Here is a 16,662-nt window from a genome sequence, read left to right on the forward strand (position 1 = left end):
GGGAGGGCCTCGATGCACGGTGTGCGCGCTACGACCATGCGTCTCGTTGCCGTTGCTGTTGTCACGGTGGTCGGTGCCGGCGCGTGCACGTTCGCGCCGTCGCAGCCAACGGCGGCGGGTGGGGATCCGGTGCCGGTGAGCGCGACGGGCGCAACGGGGGCGAGCGGCCCGCCGGAACCGGCTGCCACGCCGTCCCCAACTCCGTCGAAAACCACCCAAAAGCCTAAGCCCAAGCCCAAGCCCAAGCCGAAACCCAAGCCGGCGGGCTGCCCGACCGGCGAGCGGCAGCGGGACGTCGAGGTGGCGCTCGTCGACCTCGGTTCGTTCGGCCCGCTCACCGTCGACGGCAAGCAGTCGGCGGCCGACTGCAAGGCGATCAAGAGCTTCCAGCGGCGGTACGGCATCTCGCCGGCTGAAGGCCGGGCCGGCCCGACCACGGCGAGCGTGGCCAAGCGGTTGGCGGCGACCGACCCGGCCAAGTGTCGCGCCGGCTCCGGCCTGACCTTCTGCGTCGACCTGACCCACCAGACCGTCTTCGCGCTGCGCGGCGGCAAGGTGGTCCTCGGGCCGACGGTGACCCGCACGGGGATGGCGGGCGGCTACCAGACCCCGGCCGGCAACTACGAGATCAACTTCCGGAACATCAAGGAATGGTCCAACCCGTACGAGGTCTGGCTGCCCTACTGGCAGCACTTCGTCGACGGGATGGGGTTCCACGAGACGACCACCTACATCCACAACGGCGCGATCGGCTCGCACGGCTGCGTCAACCTGCTGCCCGCCGACGCGCGCAAGCTGTGGAGCATGGGCAAGGTCGGCACCCCGGTCCACGTGTACGGGCGGCGCCCGGGCACGTAGGCCCTGCCCAGCCGTCGGGCTCGGCACGTCCGCGGTCCGGCCGGCCTGGCGGCCCGTCCTCGTCGGTGTCACCCTGGGCGCATGGGTATCGATGAGTTGGATCGAGCGGTCGCACCCGTCTCCCGCCTGACGGTCGCGTCGTACACCCTGCTGGTCGTGCTGCTCTTCGCCTGGTTCCTCTACGGCTGGCTCGTGCAGCGCCAGGGCCTGGTCGCCTCGATCGGCGAGTCGGCCGGCACCGGGTTCGCCACCCTCGTGGTCGTGTCGATCATCGGCAGCATCCGGAAAGCGCGCGGTTAGGCCAGCCCTACCCCCAAGACGCTGGCGGGCGTGACTGATTCGGGGCGTTCCGGCCGGTGGAATTGAGTGCGTGGACACACAGACGACACGACTGCCGGCGGACGTGCCGGTCGCGACCGCGGCGGCGGTCGAACTGCACGGGGTTTCCCGGGTGTACGGCAAGCAGAGCGCTGCCGTCCACGCATTGGACAACGTGGACATCAGCTTCCCGGCGGGATCCTGGACGGCCGTCATGGGCCCGTCGGGATCCGGCAAGTCGACGCTGCTGCACTGCGCCGCCGGGCTCGAGCGGGTCACCGACGGCCGGGTGCTGATCGCCGGGCAGGACATCACCAACGCCTCGGACGCCGAGTTGACCCGGCTGCGTCGCACCGCCGTGGGCTTCGTCTTCCAGAGCTTCAACCTGATCAACGCGCTCACCGCCGAGCAGAACGTGGCGATGCCGCTGCGGCTGGCCGGCCGCCGGCCCAAGCGCCGTGAGGTCCGCGAGGTGCTCGCCGCCGTCGGCCTGGGCGACCGGGTGCGGCACCGCCCCGCGGAGCTTTCCGGCGGCCAGCAGCAGCGCGTCGCGATCGCCCGGGCGATGGTCACGCGGCCCGCGGTGCTGTTCGCCGACGAGCCGACCGGCGCCCTGGACACCCGCTCGGCGCGGATCGTGCTGCGCATGCTCCGGTCCATGGTCGACACCAGTGCGCAGACGATCGTGATGGTCACCCACGACCCGGCCGCCGCGGCGAGCGCGGACCGGGTGGTCTTCCTCGGCGACGGGCGGGTGGTCGACACCCTCGACCGGCCGACCACCCGCGAGGTGGCCGACCGGCTCGCCCGCTGGGAGGAGTAGGGCCATGCTGCTGATGGCATTGCGCACGTTCCGCGACCGCTGGCCCGTCTTCGTGGGCGCGATCGTCACCGTCTGCCTGGGCGTGGCGCTGGTGCAGTCCTCCCTGCTGACGCTCGTGTCGGCGGCCGTCGCCAAGGTGCCGCCCGGCCTGCCCGCGGCCGAGGCGCGCGCGACCAGCGACGGTTACGCCGCGGCGATCACGCTGCTCGGCATGACGTTGGGCCTGGCGTTCTTCGTCGCCATCTTCGTGGTCAGCTCGACCTTCGCGTTCACCGTCGCGCAGCGGCGGCGGGACCTCGCCCTGCTGCGGCTCACCGGAGCGGGCCGCCGTCAGGTGCGCACGCTGCTGGTCGGCGAGGCGCTGCTGCTCGGCATCGTCGGCTCGGCGATCGGGATCGTCCTCGGCCTGCCCGTGATGCGGCTGCAAGGGACCATGCTGACCGAGTTCGAGTTGGCACCCGCGGGGTTCACCGGCCAGTGGCGCGACTGGATCATCTACGTCTCCGCCGGCACCGGCATCGGCGTAGCGGTCCTGGGCGTCCTCGCCGCGTCCCGCCGGGCGTCCCGGGTGCGGCCGCTCGAGGCCCTGCGTGACCTGGGCGCGGCGGCGAAGGTGATGACCGCGAGTCGCTGGGTGATCGGCCTGATCTTCCTGGCCGGCAGCATCGCGCTGCTGATCCTGGTGCCCGCCGTGGGCGGCGAGGCGGCGCTGCCGCTGTCGATCAACGCGACGTTCACCCTGGTCACGGCGTTCGCCGTGCTCGCGCCCCTGGTCGTGCCGCTGGTGGCCGCGCCGTTCGGCGCGCTCTTCCGCGGCAAGCTGGGCGTGCTCGCTCACGCCAACCTGCGCACCGGTGTACGCCGCAGCGCCTCCACCGCCGCACCGATCATGGTGCTGGTCGCGTTCGCGGTCGGGATGGCCGGCATGACCGGCACGATGAGCGAGGCCGGGCGGCAGGAGATCGTCCGGGACCTGCGGGCCGACTACGTGCTCGAGGCCGACCGGCCGGTCGCCGACCAGGTGGCCGCGGTGCCCGGCGTGACCGCGGTGTCCGAAGAGGCCCAGGTCAGCTTCGACATCGCGGAGACGGGTGACCCCGACGGGCTGGAGTGGGAGTCGACCGGCGCCATCGCCGTCGACCCGGCCGCGTACGCCAGGACGCACCAGGTGGCGCCCCGGTCCGGCAACCTGGCCGACCTGCACGGCGCGACGATCGCGCTGACGCCCAGCGCGGCCACGGGCTTCCGGGTCGGCGACATGGTGCCGGTGCGCATCGACGGCGGCCCGGACCAGCTCCGGGTGGTCGCCCTGCTGCCGGACACGCTGGTCGGCCCGGCCGCGCTGCTGCCGGCGGACCTCGCACCCGACGGCCCGCGCCGCTACGTGGTGCAGGCCGCCGACCCGGCCGCCGCGGTGGGGCTCGCGGGCCTCGGCCAGGTGGCGACCGCGGCACAGTGGGTCGACGCGTTCAGCGCCGAGCAGGACGAGATCAGCGCACACATCATGGTGGCACTGATCGGCATGGCGATGCTCTACACGGTCATCGCAATGATCAACGCGGTCGTGATCGCGGCCTCGGACCGCCGCTCGGAGTTCGCGGCGGCGCGGGTCACGGGCCTCACCCGCGCCCAGGTGGTGCTCGCCGCGCTGGGCGAGTCGCTGGCCGTCGTCGCGATCGGCGTGCTGCTCGGGTCGCTGGCCGCCATCGCCTCGGTCATCGGCATGGCGTCCGCGGTCCGCGACATGGTCGGCGTCGCGGTGGTCAGCGTGCCGTGGACGATGTTCGGCGGCGTGGTCCTGCTCGCCACGGTGGTGGTCGGCCTGACCAGCGTGCTGACGTCGCTGACGGCCACCCGTACGCCGGCGATCCGGTTGGTCGCGGCCCGCGACTAGCGACGGCCCGTCCTGGGTCCCAGGCGGGCGGGTCCGTCCCGGGTGCTCTGCCGCGGCGGAGCACCCGTATGGCGGCTAGTCCAGGACCGCGGCGCTGATGCGGTGGAGGGCGAACGTGTGGAGCATCTCCGTGCGTTCGTCCTCCGCGCGTAGGTAGCCCGCGCCGATCGAGACCGGGCGGACCAGGCGCGACGTGGTCGAGCCGTGGGCGTCCACGTAGCCCACCCAGACCAGCGCCTTGTCGCGGATCGCCTGCTGGAGCACCGCCAACGCCTGGGTGTGGGTCTGCACCGCGACCGGGCCCGAGCCGTTGCCCGGCCGCACCGCCGCGGGTGCGCGTCGGGCCGTGCGGGCCGCCGCGTCGCCGCGCCGGATCTGCTCGACGATGCCGAGCAGCCGCGGCTGGGTGAGCTGGACCCCGGCGATCGCGTCGACCGTGCCGCCCCCGCCCAGCCGCGCGAGGCCCGTGCCCCGCGCCGGCGCTCGGCGCGCCTTGACCCGGCCGCGCACGGTGGCGCCGGTCGCGTCCTCGGGCACCGGCGCGTACCCGGCCTCGCGCAGGTCCTGCAGCAGCCGCGCGCTCGGCATCGGGGTGACCAGCACCGTCGGCGCCAGCTTGCGCAGCCCGAGCCCGGCCAGCCGGCGGTCGGCGAGCACCTCCGCGACCAGCGCCTCGTCCTCGCTGCGCAGATAGGAGCCGGCACCGCCGACCCGCAGGCCGCCATGCCGGCGGGCCACGTCGTCGATCAGGTACGTCAGCGCCTGCGGCACCGGGGTGCGCGACCGGCGGCGGAACAGGCGGTGCAGGTCGTCGGCGGCGTACCCGGTGTCCAAGGCGTGCCGCACGGCCTCCGGCGTCACCCGGTAGACGCTCGCGCCCCCGGCCGACTCCGGCTCGGCCACCACCTCCAGCTCGGCGGACAGCTCCGGCTCCGGCGGGCCGGGCACCACGACGCTCAGATCGGCCTGCAGCAGGAAGTGGTCGACGGGCGCGGGCAGCAACGCGTCGAGCACCTTGACCGCGGTCGGCGGGTCGTCCGGCGCGCGGTTGCCCTCGGCGCGCATGCCGAGCGGGTCGGCCGCCGCCCGCTCATCGTGGCCCAGCTCGGCGGCGTCGTCGGCGAGCAGCGCTCGGCCCGGGGCGGTCAGCGCGCCCAGCCCGGTGACGCCGAGCACGGCGGCCTCGGTGAGTACCTCGCGATAGGCGTCTTCGCGGCCCCGGGTGCGCCGCGGCGCCGCCCAGTCGAGGCGGGCGAGCAGTTCGTCGGCGCTCGGCGCGGTGCCCGGCGGCTGGTCGCCGAGGATGGCCAGCACGGCCCGGCGGGCGGCGGGCGCGCCGGACCGCTCGACCTCGGGAGCCAGCACGGTGATCGGGCGGTCCCGCTCGTCGCGCTGGCCGACCAGGCCGGGCTGGCGGGTCATGGTCAGCCAGGCGGCCGCGAGGTCGGTCCAGCGGCGCGCGATCGAGGACGCGCGCCAGGCGTCGAAGCGGGAGGTCGGCAGGACCTGGCTCTCCGGCGCGGGCCGGCCCACCGGGGCGGTGTGTGCCTCGGCCTCGCCGGCCAGCCCGGCGGCGTACGCGGCCTCCAGCAGCGTCGCCGCGGTGCCGTCGTCGAGCCCGGCCGCGCGGGCGAGCCGGCGCAGCTCCCGGACCCCGATGCCGCCGGAGCGCAGGACCGCCGCCGGCTCCGCCTCCAGGGCGAGCAGCAGCGTCTCGGTGTGCCGTACCGCGTCCATGGCCTGGCCCGCACCCGCCGAGTCGACGAGCTTCGGCTCCCGGACGGACGCGTCGATCTTGGGTGGGGCCGCGTGCAGCGTCCCGAGCGGCCCGGTGTCGCGGCGCAGCAGCAGGCCGACCTCGCGCGGCAGTTCGAAGCCGCCGCTGGGCACCGGCACGAGCAGGGCGTTGTCGACCAGCCAGCGGACCGGCGAGCCGGCCTCCCCGCCGCCGGCCAGCGTGCCGACCGGGGGACCGGCGGCGAGCCGGTCGAGCACCGCGCGGGCCGGCGGCGGCGCGGCGAGCACGGTGCGGCGCAACCGGGCGGGGTCCGCGACCAGCTCGGCCGCGCCCGCGTCGAGCAGGGCGGCGGGCCGGCCCAGCCCTGCCGGGTACGGCGAGGAGACCTCTTCGACCCCGGTGGCCACGGACAGCGCGATCTCGGGCCCGTAGAGCACGAACCGGGCGCGCAGCCGGTCGACGGCGGCGCGGACAGCCTCGCGGTCCACGGCGGCGGTCAGCGTGAAGATCGCCTCGAGGCTGGTGGTGCCGTCGGACTGGCCGCGGCTCAGCCGGGCCGCGTCGAGGATCTCCAGGGTGAACCGGTCGAAGCCGTCGAGCACGCGGGCGATCGACATCCGTGACTGGGCCCGCAGCGCCAGCGCGGACAGGTCGGACGGGACCGGGACGACCAGATCCGGACGCATGCGCAGCAAAGCCGCGAGCGCCTCGTCGGGCAGCGACCGGAATTGGTCGACGAGCATGTTCATCGCCTTCCCACGCTATCCGGCAACCTGCTTTTATGCCGATAGAGTCCACCGCGTGATCACCCCACCGGCCGTCGGCTTCGACTTCGACATGACCCTCGCCGACACCCGGCCCGGCATCGCGGCGGCCTACCGCGAGCTGACCGCCGTCACCGGAACCTATGTGGACGAGCAGGCGGCCGTCTCCCGGTTGGGCCCGCCGCTGCGGGTCGAGCTCGCCAACTGGTTCCCGCCCGCCGAGCTGGAAGCGGCCGTCACGACCTACCGCGAGCTGTACGCGGCCCACGCGATCGAGCCGACCGTGCTGATGCCGGGCGCCCGCGCGGCCGTCGACGCGGTGCGGGCGGCGGGCTGGCGTGTGGTGGTCGTCACCTCGAAGCTGGGCCGGCTGGCCGAACTGCACCTGTCGCATCTCGGCCTGCCCGTGGACGCGGTGGCCGGCGACCTGTTCGCCGAGGGCAAGGCGACGGCGCTGACCGCGCACGGGTGCGCCGTCTATGTGGGAGACCACGTGGCCGACATGGTCGCCGCGCGTACCGCCGATGTCCCCGGTGTTGCCGTGACGACCGGCCCGTGCTCGGCCGAAGAGCTCAGCGTGGCCGGCGCCCGGCTGGTTCTTACCGATCTTCGCGAATTCCCGGCGGCGCTTCCGGGCTTGGTCCAGCTAGCCTTGTGACGTCAGTAAGTCCGGCGAAGTTCAGTGAGGTTGCAGTGCCGACCGGTCGAGTGAAGTGGTTCGACGCGACCAAGGGATACGGGTTCGTCACCAGTGACGAGGGTGGCGACGTGTTCCTGCCCAAGGCCGCGCTGCCCGCCGGTGTCACGGACCTCAAGGGTGGCCAGCGGATCGAGTTCGGTGTGGTCGACAGCCGCAAGGGCGCGCAGGCGCTCGGCGTGAAGCTGCTCGACGCCCCGCCGTCGATGGCCGAGCTGCGCCGCCGCCCCGCCGACGAGCTGCAGAGCATGGTCGAAGACATGATCAAGGTGCTCGAGGCGCGGGTCCAGCCCGACCTGCGGCGCGGCCGGTTCCCCGACAAGAAGACCGCCCAGCAGGTGGCTCAGCTGCTCCACGCGGTCGCCCGCGAACTGGAGATCTGAGGCACCAGCCCGCCGGCCGCGGCCCGGCCGAGGAGCGCGTCGATGGCCTTGCGGCCCTCGGCGCCGAGGTCCTCGGTGAACTCGTTGACGTAGAGCGCGATGTGCTGGTCGACCACGGCCTGCTCCATCTCCTGGGCGTGGGCGAGCACGTAGTCACGGCTGGCGGCCGGGTCGGCCCAGGCCTGGCGCACGGAGGCGCGTACCCACTCCGTGGCCTGGGCCGGGTCGACCGTGCCGCGCTTGGCGAGGATCGCGCCCAGCGGGATCGGCAGGCCGGTGTCGCCCTCCCACCACTCGCCGAGGTCGACCAGGGCGGTCAGCCCGTGCCGCGGGTAGGTGAACCGGGCCTCGTGGATCACCAGGCCGGCGTCGTATCGGCCGGCGGCCACGGCCGGCATGATCTCGTGGAACGGCACGACCTCGATCGCCGCCGGCCGCTGTCCCTCGGCCCAGAGCCGGAACAGCAGGTACGCGGTGGTCCGGTCGCCCGGCACCGCCACACGGGCGCCGTCGAGGTCGCGCGGGCCGTCCTGCCGGGTCAGCACCAGCGGGCCGCAGCCCCGGCCGAGCGCGCCGCCGCAGGGGAGCAGCTCGTAGTCGTCCAGCAGCCAGGGCAGCGCCGCGTAGCTGACCTTGACCAGGTCGAAGGCGCCGTTCTCCGCCGCCGTGTTGGTCACGTCGACGTCCGCGTAGGTCACCTCGACCGGCGGCGCACCCGGCACCAGCCCGTGCGCGAGCGCGTGGAAGACGAAGGTGTCGTTGGGGCACGGCGAGAAGGCCAGGGAGAGCGCCATACCCGTCACGCTAACCCCACGGCTTTCGCGGCCCGGGTCAGGGCGGCCAGCGCCGCGGGGATGCGCCAGGCCGACCGGTCGCGCGGGCCGATCACATTGGAGATGGCCCTGACCTCGGCAAACGGGTGCCCGGCGGCCGCGCACGCGACGCCGTAGCCCTCCATCCCCTCCGCCACCGCGTCGGGGAAGCGCGTGGCGAGCGCCTCGGTCGACGCGGCCGTCCCCGTGACGGTGCTCACGGTCAGGATGGTCCCGGTGACCGCGTCGGGCAGGGTCGCGAGCAGGCCGGGGTCCGCCTCCGCCACGGCCGTGCCGAAGCCCAGCTCGTCGATCGGCAGGAAACCGTCGGGGCTCTCGGCGCCCAGGTCCGCGGCGACGCTGCGGGTGGCGATCGCGGTGCCGCCGACCTCGACGCGCCCGGCGAAGCCGCCGCCGATGCCCAGGAAGATCACGCCGGTGTACGGGCGCCCGCCCACTTCGGCCAGCGCCAGCAGCCGGGCGGTGCCGGCGGCGGCCGCGGCGGGACCGACGCCGACCGCGGTGACGGTGAGCCGGCCGTCGAGCCCGGCCCGGACCGCCTCGGCCTCGGCTTCGACGGCGGTGACGACGAGCAGCCCGGTCACGCCGGCGGCCCCGCGGTGTCGCGCCACGGGTCCTCGCCGGGGCCGTCGACCGGGTTGCTGGGGCGGTAGACGTGGTAACCCGGCGGTGCGACGACGGTCGTGCTGCCGCTCTCGGCCGACTCGGGTTTTGCTGCCTCGTCCTCGCGGGTCCGGCGCCACCAGCGGCGGCCGGCGCGCGGCATCTCGGCCGTGGGCGCCTCGGCGCGTGGCGGCGGTCGCGTGTCGACCTTGGTGCGGGGCTCCGCAGCGCGGGGTTCCGCGGCGCGGGGTTCCGGGGTGCGTGGCTCCGGCTCGCCGAGCTTCTCCTCGACCGTCTCGTCGCCGCCCACGTCGAAGCGGCCGTGCAGCCGCTCCTTGCGCAGCCGCCCGGCGACCAGCACCGAGCGCAGCGCGGCCAGCGCCGCGAGCGCGGCGAGGATGCCCACGCCGACCCGGCCGGTGACCGGGACCAGCCCGAGCCCGCCACCGGCCACGAAGGCCAGCATCAGCACGGTCTCCGAGTGGGCGAACGCGCTGGCGCGCAGCCGTTCGGGCACGCGCTCCTGGATCGTGGCGTCGTTGGAGAGCTTGGCGATGCCGCTCATCACGGCCGTGACCAGGCAGAGCAGCGCGACCATGGCCAGCGAGAAGCCGATCGTGGTCAGCACCGCCAGCCCGGCGGTGATGATCAACCCGCTGGACTGCAGCGCCACGGGCCGATGTATGCGCAGTCGGGTGCCCACCGCGGTCGCCAGGAACGTGCCGGCGCCGAGCGCGGCGCCCATGACGCTGAGCGCGAAGCCGTCGCTGACGTCCCGGCCGAACAGGGTCGTGTCCAGGTAGCCGCCCTTCACCGCGAACGCGAGGAAGAGCAGGAGGAAGCCGTAGAAGGCCCGGAGGGTGGCACTGCCGATCAGGGTGGCGATCACCAGCCGGCCGGAGAGCGGGCGGTCGCCGTTGCGGCGCAGCGCGCCGAAGATCGCCGCTATCGGCCTCGGCACCTGCTCCGGCGGGTCCGAGTCGGCCCGGCCGGGCAGCCGCAGCGAGATCACCATGCCGACGAGGAAGATGACGGCGGCGATCCGCAGGGGCCATTCCGGGCCGATGGCGAACGCGGCCACGCCGATGGGTGCCGCGATCGCGCCGGCCACGGTGCCGTAGATGCTCGCCCGGGCGCCCGCCTGGGACAGGCCGAGGCCCTCGGGCAGCAGTCTGGGCACGGCCGCGGATCTGGCCACGCCGTACGCCCGGGAGAGGGCGAGCACACCGAACGCCGCCGGATAGAGCGCGAGCGAGCCCGTGTTGTCCGCGACCGCCCAGACCAGGAACGCCCGGCCCAGGAACGTCGCCGCCAGCGCCCACCGCCGGCCGTGCCGGAAGTGGTCGAGCAGCGGGCCGACCACCGGCGCCAGCAGGGCGAACGGGATCATCGTGATGAGCAGGTAGAGCGCGACCTTGGTGCGCGCCTCGCCGAGGGGAACGTCGAAGAAGATCGTGCCGGCGAGCCCGATGGTGATCAGCGTGTCACCGGCACACGACGCGGCGTGCAGGTCGAACAGGCGCATCATGCCCGTTTCGCCCCGGGCGCCCTTCGACCGGGCGCTGCCGACGCCGCGCCGGACGCCCCGGCTCACCAGGCGCCCGCCCTTGACGGTCGTGCCGATGAGACGGCCGAGCGTCGAACCCGTGCGACGTATCAACGGCATGCGCCCCATCCTCTCCCATCCCGGTGTCGGCGGCCCACACGCGTAGTGAAGAATGTCGGGGTGACCAGGAGTGCCACCGTGCGATCCGCGAAGCTCGACCAGGTCTGCGCCGCGGCCGTCGATCTCGCGCGAGCGGCGATCACCGAGGTCGACGCGGCGGAGGTTGGCGCCCATCTCGACGTTGTCGCCGAGGGCGAGCGTTTGGTCACCCACTACTTTGCCTGCGAAATGCCCGGATACCGGGGTTGGCGCTGGGCCGTCACAGTGACCCGGGTCTCCCGGAGCAAGCACGTGACCGTCTGCGAGACCGTGCTGCTCCCCGGGCCCGACGCGCTGCAGGCCCCGGGCTGGGTGCCCTGGCAGGACCGCCTCCAGCCCGGTGACCTGGGCGTCGGCGACCTCCTGCTGACCCCGGCCGACGACGACCGGCTCGTGCCGGGCTACACGCTGGCCGACGACCCGGCCGTCGACGACGTCGCCTGGGAGCTCGGCCTCGGTCGGCCCAGGGTGATGTCGAAGGAGGGCCGCGAGGAGACCGCCCAGCGGTGGTACGACGGCGACCACGGTCCCGACGCCGCGATCTCCACCGCCGCGCCCTCGGCCGCCCGCTGCGTGAGCTGCGGTTTCTACCTGCCGCTGGCCGGTGCCCTACGCCAGGCGTTCGGGGTCTGCGGCAACATGTTCGCGCCCGACGACGGCCGGGCGGTCAGCGCCGACCACGGCTGCGGCGCCCACTCCGAGGCGCTGGCCGAGAGCGCGCCGGCCGAGGAGCTGCCGACCGTCTACGACGACGGCGAGGTCGAGTCGGTCGACGACTGACCGGCCGCCAGGCGGCGGCGCCGGTTGGCGTCGTGCCTGATCATGACCGCGAGGCCCGGGAAACCGAGCACGAAGCCGGCCAGGCAGGTCCAAAGCCAGTTTTCGCGCCCGTCGCGGAAAAAGGCGAGCACCACGAGCCCGATCACCGCCCATACCACGATTCCGCCCACTGCGAACGGCACCATCGGCGGGTCGAGCGGCGCCACCCGTGGTTGTTGCTGGTCAGCCACTCGAAAAGGGTAACCAGGAAGATCTTTCGGTGAAACACCGGCTGTGGCACTATGCCCAGGTCACATTGATGATCTCCGTGGGGAGCCCACGATGACCGAGGCACCGACCACGCCGAGGGCAGCGACGCCCGACCGCCCGCAGAGCGGTTTCGACCGCTACTTCTCCATCAGCTCCCGTGGCTCCACGGTGGGCCGTGAAGTGCGCGGTGGGTTCGCGACGTTCTTCACGATGGCGTACATCGTCGTGCTCAACCCGCTGATCCTGGGCAACGCGGCGGACGCCAACGGTGCCCACCTCGCCATCGCCGCCATCGCCGCCGCCACCGCGCTGGTCGCGGGCGTGATGACGATCGTGATGGGCGTCGTGGCCCGGTTCCCGCTCGCGCTGGCCGCCGGCCTCGGCGTCAACGCGATGGTGGCCTACGAGATCGCGCCGCAGATGACCTGGGCCGACGCGATGGGCCTCGTGGTCATCGAGGGCGTGCTGATCGCCATCCTGGTGCTTACCGGGCTGCGGGAGAGCATCTTCCGGTCGGTGCCGACCCAGCTCAAGGCCGCGATCGGGGTGGGCATCGGCCTCTTCCTGACGATCATCGGCCTGGTCGACTCGGGCTTCGTGCGCCGGATCCCGGACGCCGCGGGCACCACGGTCCCGGTCGGGCTCGGCATCAACGGCCGCCTGGTCACCTGGCCGGCGCTGGTCTTCGTGTTCGCGCTGCTGGTGACGATCATCCTGTTCGTACGCCGGGTCCGCGGCGCGATCCTGATCGGCATCCTGTCGGCCACCGTGCTCGCGATCATCGTCGAGGCGATCGGCAAGATCGGCCCGTCGTTCGTCGACGGCAAGCCGAACCCGCACGGCTGGTCGCTGAACGTGCCGAAGCTGCCGGACACCATCGTCGACCTGCCCGACCTGTCGCTGCTGGGCAAGTTCAACGTGCTCGACTCGTGGTCGAGCGCCGGCTGGCTCGTCGTGCTGATGTTCGTCTTCACGCTGATGATCACGGACTTCTTCGACACGATGGGCACGATGGTCGCGGTCGGCCAGGAGGGCGGCCTGCTCGACGAGCAGGGCATGCCGCCGCGTACGCGGGAAATCCTGCTCGTCGACTCCGTCGCGGCCGCCGCCGGCGGTGCGGCCAGCGTCTCGAGCAACACCTCCTACATCGAGAGCGCGTCCGGTGTCGCCGAGGGCGCCCGGACCGGCGTGGCCAACCTGGTCACCGGCGGGCTGTTCCTGCTCGCGATGTTCATCGCCCCGCTGGTCACCGTCGTGCCGTTCGAGGCGGCGTCGGCGGCGCTGGTGATCGTCGGCTTCCTGATGATGACCGCGGTGCGGAGCATCGACTGGACCGACTACGAGATCGCCGTGCCGGCGTTCCTGACCATCGTGCTGATGCCGTTCACCTACTCGATCTCCAACGGCATCGGGGCCGGGATCATCGCGTACGTCGTGATCAAGCTCGCCCGGGGCAAGGCGCGTGAGGTTCACCCGCTGTTGTACGCCGTCGCCGCCCTGTTCGTGGTGTACTTCCTGCGTGGCCCCATCGAGACCTTGATCTCGTGACCGGGGCCATACTCGCTGGTTGTTAGCCGGGCTTATTAGTTAAGCTAATTATCGTGACGGAGCGGACGGTGACGGTTAGGCGCGTCTCGGTGGCGCAGCTCGCCTCGTCGTTGCGCGATGCGATAACCCGGTTCAACCGGCGGGTCAGGCAGACCCGCCCGGTCGGCGATCTCACGGTTACCCAGCTCTCCGCCCTGACCAGCCTCCAGCTGGCCGGTGCGCTGTCCCCCCGAGAACTTGCCGACGTCGAACGAGTCCAGCCGCCGACGATGACCAAGATCGTCGCCAAGCTGGAGGAGCGCGGGCTGGTGCAACGGACTCCGCACCCCACCGACGGGCGCCAGGTGATCCTGGCGGCCACGGAGGAGGGGCGGGCGATCCTCGACCAGTACGAGCGGGCCCGTGACGAGTGGTTGGCCCCTCGCCTCGCCGCGCTCACCCCGGAGGAGCGGGACACGCTCCGCCGGGCCGCGGAGATCCTGCAGAAGGTCGCGCGCGCCTGAGCCGGCCGCGCCGCTTCGTCCTTTGTGGATGACGCGTACGCGGATCTCTTAGGAGGCGCAACACCCTTGCGGGCCCGGCTCAGCACCACGTTCCAGTCCCTGACCGTCAGGAACTACCGGCTCTTCGCGCTCGGTCAGCTCGTCAAGCTGATCGGCGTGTGGATGATGTTCACCACCCAGGACTGGCTCGTCTTCCTGTTGGGTGGCACCGCCGCACAGCTCGGCATCGTCACGGCGCTCCAGTTCACCCCGGTGCTGGCGCTGACGCTGCTGTCCGGGCGGCTGGCCGACCGCTACGACAAACGCAAGATCCTATTTGTCGCGAACGCCGCCTGGACCGTCCTGTGCGTGCTGTTCTCCCTGCTGGTGCTCAGCGGCGCGGCGCAACTCTGGCACGTCTACGTCTTCGCGCTGCTGCTCGGCGTGGCCAGCGCCGTCGAGACGCCCGTGCGCCAGTCGTTCGTCTCCGAGCTCGTGGAGACCCGGCTGCTGCCCAACGCGCTGGGCCTGTCCGCGGCGACCTTCAACAGCGCCCGCGTGATCGGCCCGTCGATCGCCGGTGTCGCGATCGCGCTCTTCGACGTGGGCCCGGTGTTCGTGTTCAGCGCCGTGCTCGCCGTCGCGCCGCTGGTCTGCCTGGTCCGGATGCGGCCCGGGGAGCTGTACCGCCTTGACCTCGCGCCAGCTGCCTCGCGGGAGCCGGCGCGAGTGATCGACGGGTTGCGCTACGTGCGGCGGCGGCCCGACCTGATGCTGCCGATGGTGCTGATGAGCACGCTGGCGCTGACCCTGTTCAACTTCCCGGTGACCCTGCAGTCGCTGGCCAAGACCGGGTTCAACACCGGGGCCGCGTCGTTCGGCCTCTTCACCACCGCGCTCGGGCTGGGCGCGCTGGTCGGTGCCTTGATCGGTGGTACGCGGAGGTCCCGGCCGTCGGTCTACACGGTGATCGTCTCGGCCATGGTGTTCAGCGCGTTCGGGATCCTGATCGGCATCCTGCCGGTGTACTGGCTGGTCGTGGCCGCGCTGGTGCCGACCGGGTTCTTCATGGTCTTCTTCGCGCAGGCGGCCAACCAGCGGATCCAGCTCGGCACCGACGCCGCGTACCGCGGCCGCGTGATGGCCCTCTGGGTTCTGGTCTTCATGGGCGTCAACCCGGTGTCCGGGCCGCTGGTCGGTGCGCTGGCCGACCACGCCGGTGCGGGCCCGGCGATCTGGCTCGGCGGCGTCGTCGCCCTCGCCGCGACCACGCTCGCGCTGGTGGTGCAGCTCCGGCACAGCGGCAACCGGGTGCGGATGCACCTGCGCCCGGTGCCGCGGGTGCGGATCGTCCCGGCCGCGGCCGCGGTCGAACGCGTATGACGCGCTTGTGTCGTACGGATCTGGTTTGCTGTGCCACATGACGCGCGATGTGTTCCTCCGGAGCCTCGAGGCCGACTTCAACGACCTGCGGGCGGCGGCCGGCGACCTGTCGTTGCCGGTCCCGTCCTGTCCCGGTTGGACGGTCGACGACCTGGTCAGCCACGTCGCCTGGGTCTACCTGCACAAGGTCGAGACCATGCGGGGCGGCAAGCTGCCCGACCCGTGGCCGCCGGAGCCGACCGGCGAGCAGCCGCTGGCGCTGCTCGACCGGGCCTACGCCGAGCTGGTCGCGGAGTTCGCCGCCCGGCCCGACTCGGAGCGATGCGCGACGTGGTATGAGCCGGACCAGACCGTCGGCTTCTGGGTCCGCCGGATGGCACAGGAGACGGTGATCCACCGGGTCGACGCCGAGCTGGCCGCGGGCTCCCCGATCTCGCCGATCCCGGCCGAGCTGGCCGGCGACGGCATCGCGGAGGTGCTCGAGGTCTTCCTGTCCTATGCCACCCGACAGTGGCCGGAAGACTTCGGCAACCTGCTACGCGCCAACGGCGACCAGGCGGTGCTGGTCAGCACGGCCGGCGCGCGCTGGTTGGTGCGCCTCGACCACGGCAGCGTCGAGATCGCCGCACCGACCGCCGGCCAGGCCGTGGCCCAGGTGTCCGGCGCGCCGCACGACGTGCTGCTGTGGCTGTGGCGGCGGGTCGACGACAGCGCGGTCCGGGTCGAGGGAGACGCGTCAGCGGTCGCCCGCCTACGCGCCATGCTGGAGGCGGCCACACAATGATCACCACGAATGCCGCAAGGCGCGAATTTGGCCGGTCGGTGCACCAAATGAAACCCAAATCGGTGGCGGTCGCTGCCAGAGCCGCATAGCGTCGAAGAGTGGCGATTTCGCACACACTCGTGCTAGCGGTGGCGATCCTGACCTTGCTGTGTCTGCCCGCCATCGTCGCCGCGATCGTGTGCGCGGACGAACTGCTCGAACGCGCCTCCCGCGCGGTCCACCACGCGCGCGTGGTGCGCCGGGAGCGCCGCGCGATCAGCAAGCTGGACCGCTCGATGGGCGCGCTCGAGGTGCCGGTGGAGCTCGACCCGGCCGACGAGCCGGACCGCCCGACGATCGAGCAGATCGCCGCTGACCTGCATCGCCTGGGCCGCCAACGCCTGGGCATCGCGCAGCGGTCGCAGGTGTGGCAGACCGCGGTGCTGCGCGCTTACGACGAGCAGCTCGGCTTGGCGTGCGCGTGCCTCGGCGTGACGGAGCACCTGTCGGAGCTGGTCGGTGTCGACCTCGAGATCGAACGCGTCCGGGTCGAGGGCGAGCTGCAACTGGCGGGCATGACCCTGCCGACGGCGGACGCGGAACGCCGCGAGCAGCGGTGAGGCTGTTCGTCGCGGCTTACCCATCGTCGGAAGCGGTCGCGGACCTGGCCGCCTTCGTGGGCGCGCTGCGGGTGGGCCAGGCGGCGGCCGCTGGCACGAACACCCGCCTCGCCCGCCCCGAGACCTACCACCTGACGCTCGCCTTCCTGGGCGACGTCGCCGACGAGCGCCTCGCCGACGTTGAGCAGGCGGTGGGGCAGGGGGTGGAGCGCTATTACGCG

At 72.9% G+C, this 16,662-nt stretch carries 18 protein-coding genes; 13 read left to right on the forward strand and 5 right to left on the reverse strand.

The annotated features are described in order from the left end of the window. The first annotated feature begins 300 nt into the window (after window positions 1–300). The 4 genes from AB0H87_RS02385 to AB0H87_RS02400 all read left to right on the forward strand — a co-directional run bounded on the left by AB0H87_RS02385 (window position 301) and on the right by AB0H87_RS02400 (window position 3,893). Complete coding sequence (locus AB0H87_RS02385; RefSeq protein ID WP_360138270.1) at window positions 301–858, forward strand: L,D-transpeptidase family protein; 558 nt, start codon at window positions 301–303, stop codon at window positions 856–858. 81 nt (window positions 859–939) lie between these two features. Continuing rightward, complete coding sequence (locus AB0H87_RS02390) at window positions 940–1,158, forward strand: hypothetical protein (protein ID WP_360138273.1); 219 nt, start codon at window positions 940–942, stop codon at window positions 1,156–1,158. Between the two features lie 70 nt (window positions 1,159–1,228). Beyond that, window positions 1,229–1,999: an ABC transporter ATP-binding protein gene (locus tag AB0H87_RS02395; protein ID WP_360138276.1), complete on the forward strand. Its 771-nt coding sequence runs from the start codon at window positions 1,229–1,231 to the stop codon at window positions 1,997–1,999. A 4-nt stretch (window positions 2,000–2,003) separates the two neighbouring features. After that, window positions 2,004–3,893 carry an FtsX-like permease family protein gene (locus AB0H87_RS02400; RefSeq protein ID WP_360138279.1) on the forward strand — a complete coding sequence of 630 codons (1,890 nt, stop codon included), beginning with the start codon at window positions 2,004–2,006 and terminating at the stop codon, window positions 3,891–3,893. A gap of 75 nt (window positions 3,894–3,968) precedes the next feature. Here the strand turns inward: AB0H87_RS02400 and AB0H87_RS02405 are convergent, their stop codons facing one another. Further along, complete coding sequence (locus AB0H87_RS02405) at window positions 3,969–6,374, reverse strand: helicase-associated domain-containing protein (RefSeq protein WP_360138282.1); 2,406 nt, start codon at window positions 6,372–6,374, stop codon at window positions 3,969–3,971. A 61-nt stretch (window positions 6,375–6,435) separates the two neighbouring features. Between AB0H87_RS02405 and AB0H87_RS02410 the strand changes: the two genes are divergently transcribed. Beyond that, on the forward strand, window positions 6,436–7,053 hold the full coding sequence (locus tag AB0H87_RS02410) for an HAD hydrolase-like protein (RefSeq protein WP_360138327.1): 618 nt from the start codon (window positions 6,436–6,438) through the stop codon (window positions 7,051–7,053). A 35-nt stretch (window positions 7,054–7,088) separates the two neighbouring features. Beyond that, window positions 7,089–7,475 carry a cold shock domain-containing protein gene (locus tag AB0H87_RS02415; protein WP_203707595.1) on the forward strand — a complete coding sequence of 129 codons (387 nt, stop codon included), beginning with the start codon at window positions 7,089–7,091 and terminating at the stop codon, window positions 7,473–7,475. Here AB0H87_RS02415 and AB0H87_RS02420 read toward each other — a convergent pair. From AB0H87_RS02420 to AB0H87_RS02430, 3 genes are read right to left on the reverse strand one after another with little or no spacing between them, the layout of a single operon-like run. Beyond that, complete coding sequence (locus AB0H87_RS02420) at window positions 7,436–8,269, reverse strand: 1,4-dihydroxy-6-naphthoate synthase (RefSeq protein WP_360138285.1); 834 nt, start codon at window positions 8,267–8,269, stop codon at window positions 7,436–7,438. The two genes, AB0H87_RS02415 and AB0H87_RS02420, sit on opposite strands and share 40 nt — an antisense overlap. A 5-nt stretch (window positions 8,270–8,274) precedes the next feature. After that, the gene (locus AB0H87_RS02425; protein WP_360138330.1) at window positions 8,275–8,892 is read right to left on the reverse strand and encodes a futalosine hydrolase; all 618 of its coding nucleotides are present in this window, start codon (window positions 8,890–8,892) and stop codon (window positions 8,275–8,277) included. Further along, complete coding sequence (locus AB0H87_RS02430; RefSeq protein WP_360138288.1) at window positions 8,889–10,577, reverse strand: MFS transporter; 1,689 nt, start codon at window positions 10,575–10,577, stop codon at window positions 8,889–8,891. The genes AB0H87_RS02425 and AB0H87_RS02430 overlap by 4 nt, the downstream gene beginning before the upstream one ends. A gap of 60 nt (window positions 10,578–10,637) precedes the next feature. Here AB0H87_RS02430 and AB0H87_RS02435 point away from each other — a divergent pair, with 60 nt between their 5' ends. Further along, window positions 10,638–11,396, forward strand: a complete 759-nt coding sequence (locus tag AB0H87_RS02435; RefSeq protein WP_360138291.1) for a DUF3027 domain-containing protein — start codon at window positions 10,638–10,640, stop codon at window positions 11,394–11,396. On the opposite strand, the gene AB0H87_RS02440 is transcribed toward AB0H87_RS02435, so the two are convergent. Beyond that, entirely contained in the window at window positions 11,360–11,626 is a 267-nt protein-coding gene (locus AB0H87_RS02440; RefSeq protein ID WP_360138294.1) for a DUF2530 domain-containing protein, read from the reverse strand. The two genes, AB0H87_RS02435 and AB0H87_RS02440, sit on opposite strands and share 37 nt — an antisense overlap. 91 nt (window positions 11,627–11,717) lie before the next feature. Between AB0H87_RS02440 and AB0H87_RS02445 the strand changes: the two genes are divergently transcribed. The 6 genes from AB0H87_RS02445 to AB0H87_RS02470 form a co-directional block, all read left to right on the forward strand. After that, complete coding sequence (locus AB0H87_RS02445) at window positions 11,718–13,193, forward strand: NCS2 family permease (protein WP_360138297.1); 1,476 nt, start codon at window positions 11,718–11,720, stop codon at window positions 13,191–13,193. A gap of 53 nt (window positions 13,194–13,246) precedes the next feature. Continuing rightward, on the forward strand, window positions 13,247–13,696 hold the full coding sequence (locus tag AB0H87_RS02450) for a MarR family transcriptional regulator (protein ID WP_360138300.1): 450 nt from the start codon (window positions 13,247–13,249) through the stop codon (window positions 13,694–13,696). 66 nt (window positions 13,697–13,762) lie between these two features. Further along, a complete protein-coding gene (locus AB0H87_RS02455) occupies window positions 13,763–15,058 on the forward strand; it encodes an MFS transporter (RefSeq protein ID WP_360138303.1) in 1,296 nt (431 codons plus the stop codon). Between the two features lie 37 nt (window positions 15,059–15,095). After that, a complete protein-coding gene (locus tag AB0H87_RS02460; RefSeq protein ID WP_360138306.1) occupies window positions 15,096–15,842 on the forward strand; it encodes a maleylpyruvate isomerase family mycothiol-dependent enzyme in 747 nt (248 codons plus the stop codon). Window positions 15,843–15,940: 98 nt separating this feature from the next. Then, on the forward strand, window positions 15,941–16,441 hold the full coding sequence (locus AB0H87_RS02465) for a hypothetical protein (protein WP_360138309.1): 501 nt from the start codon (window positions 15,941–15,943) through the stop codon (window positions 16,439–16,441). Then, window positions 16,438–16,662: 2'-5' RNA ligase family protein (locus tag AB0H87_RS02470; RefSeq protein ID WP_360138312.1), on the forward strand; the 225-nt coding region annotated here is incomplete at its 3' end. The genes AB0H87_RS02465 and AB0H87_RS02470, both read left to right, overlap by 4 nt.

The organism is Asanoa sp. NPDC050611, assembly GCF_040654855.1.
GTDB lineage: Bacteria > Actinomycetota > Actinomycetes > Mycobacteriales > Micromonosporaceae > Asanoa.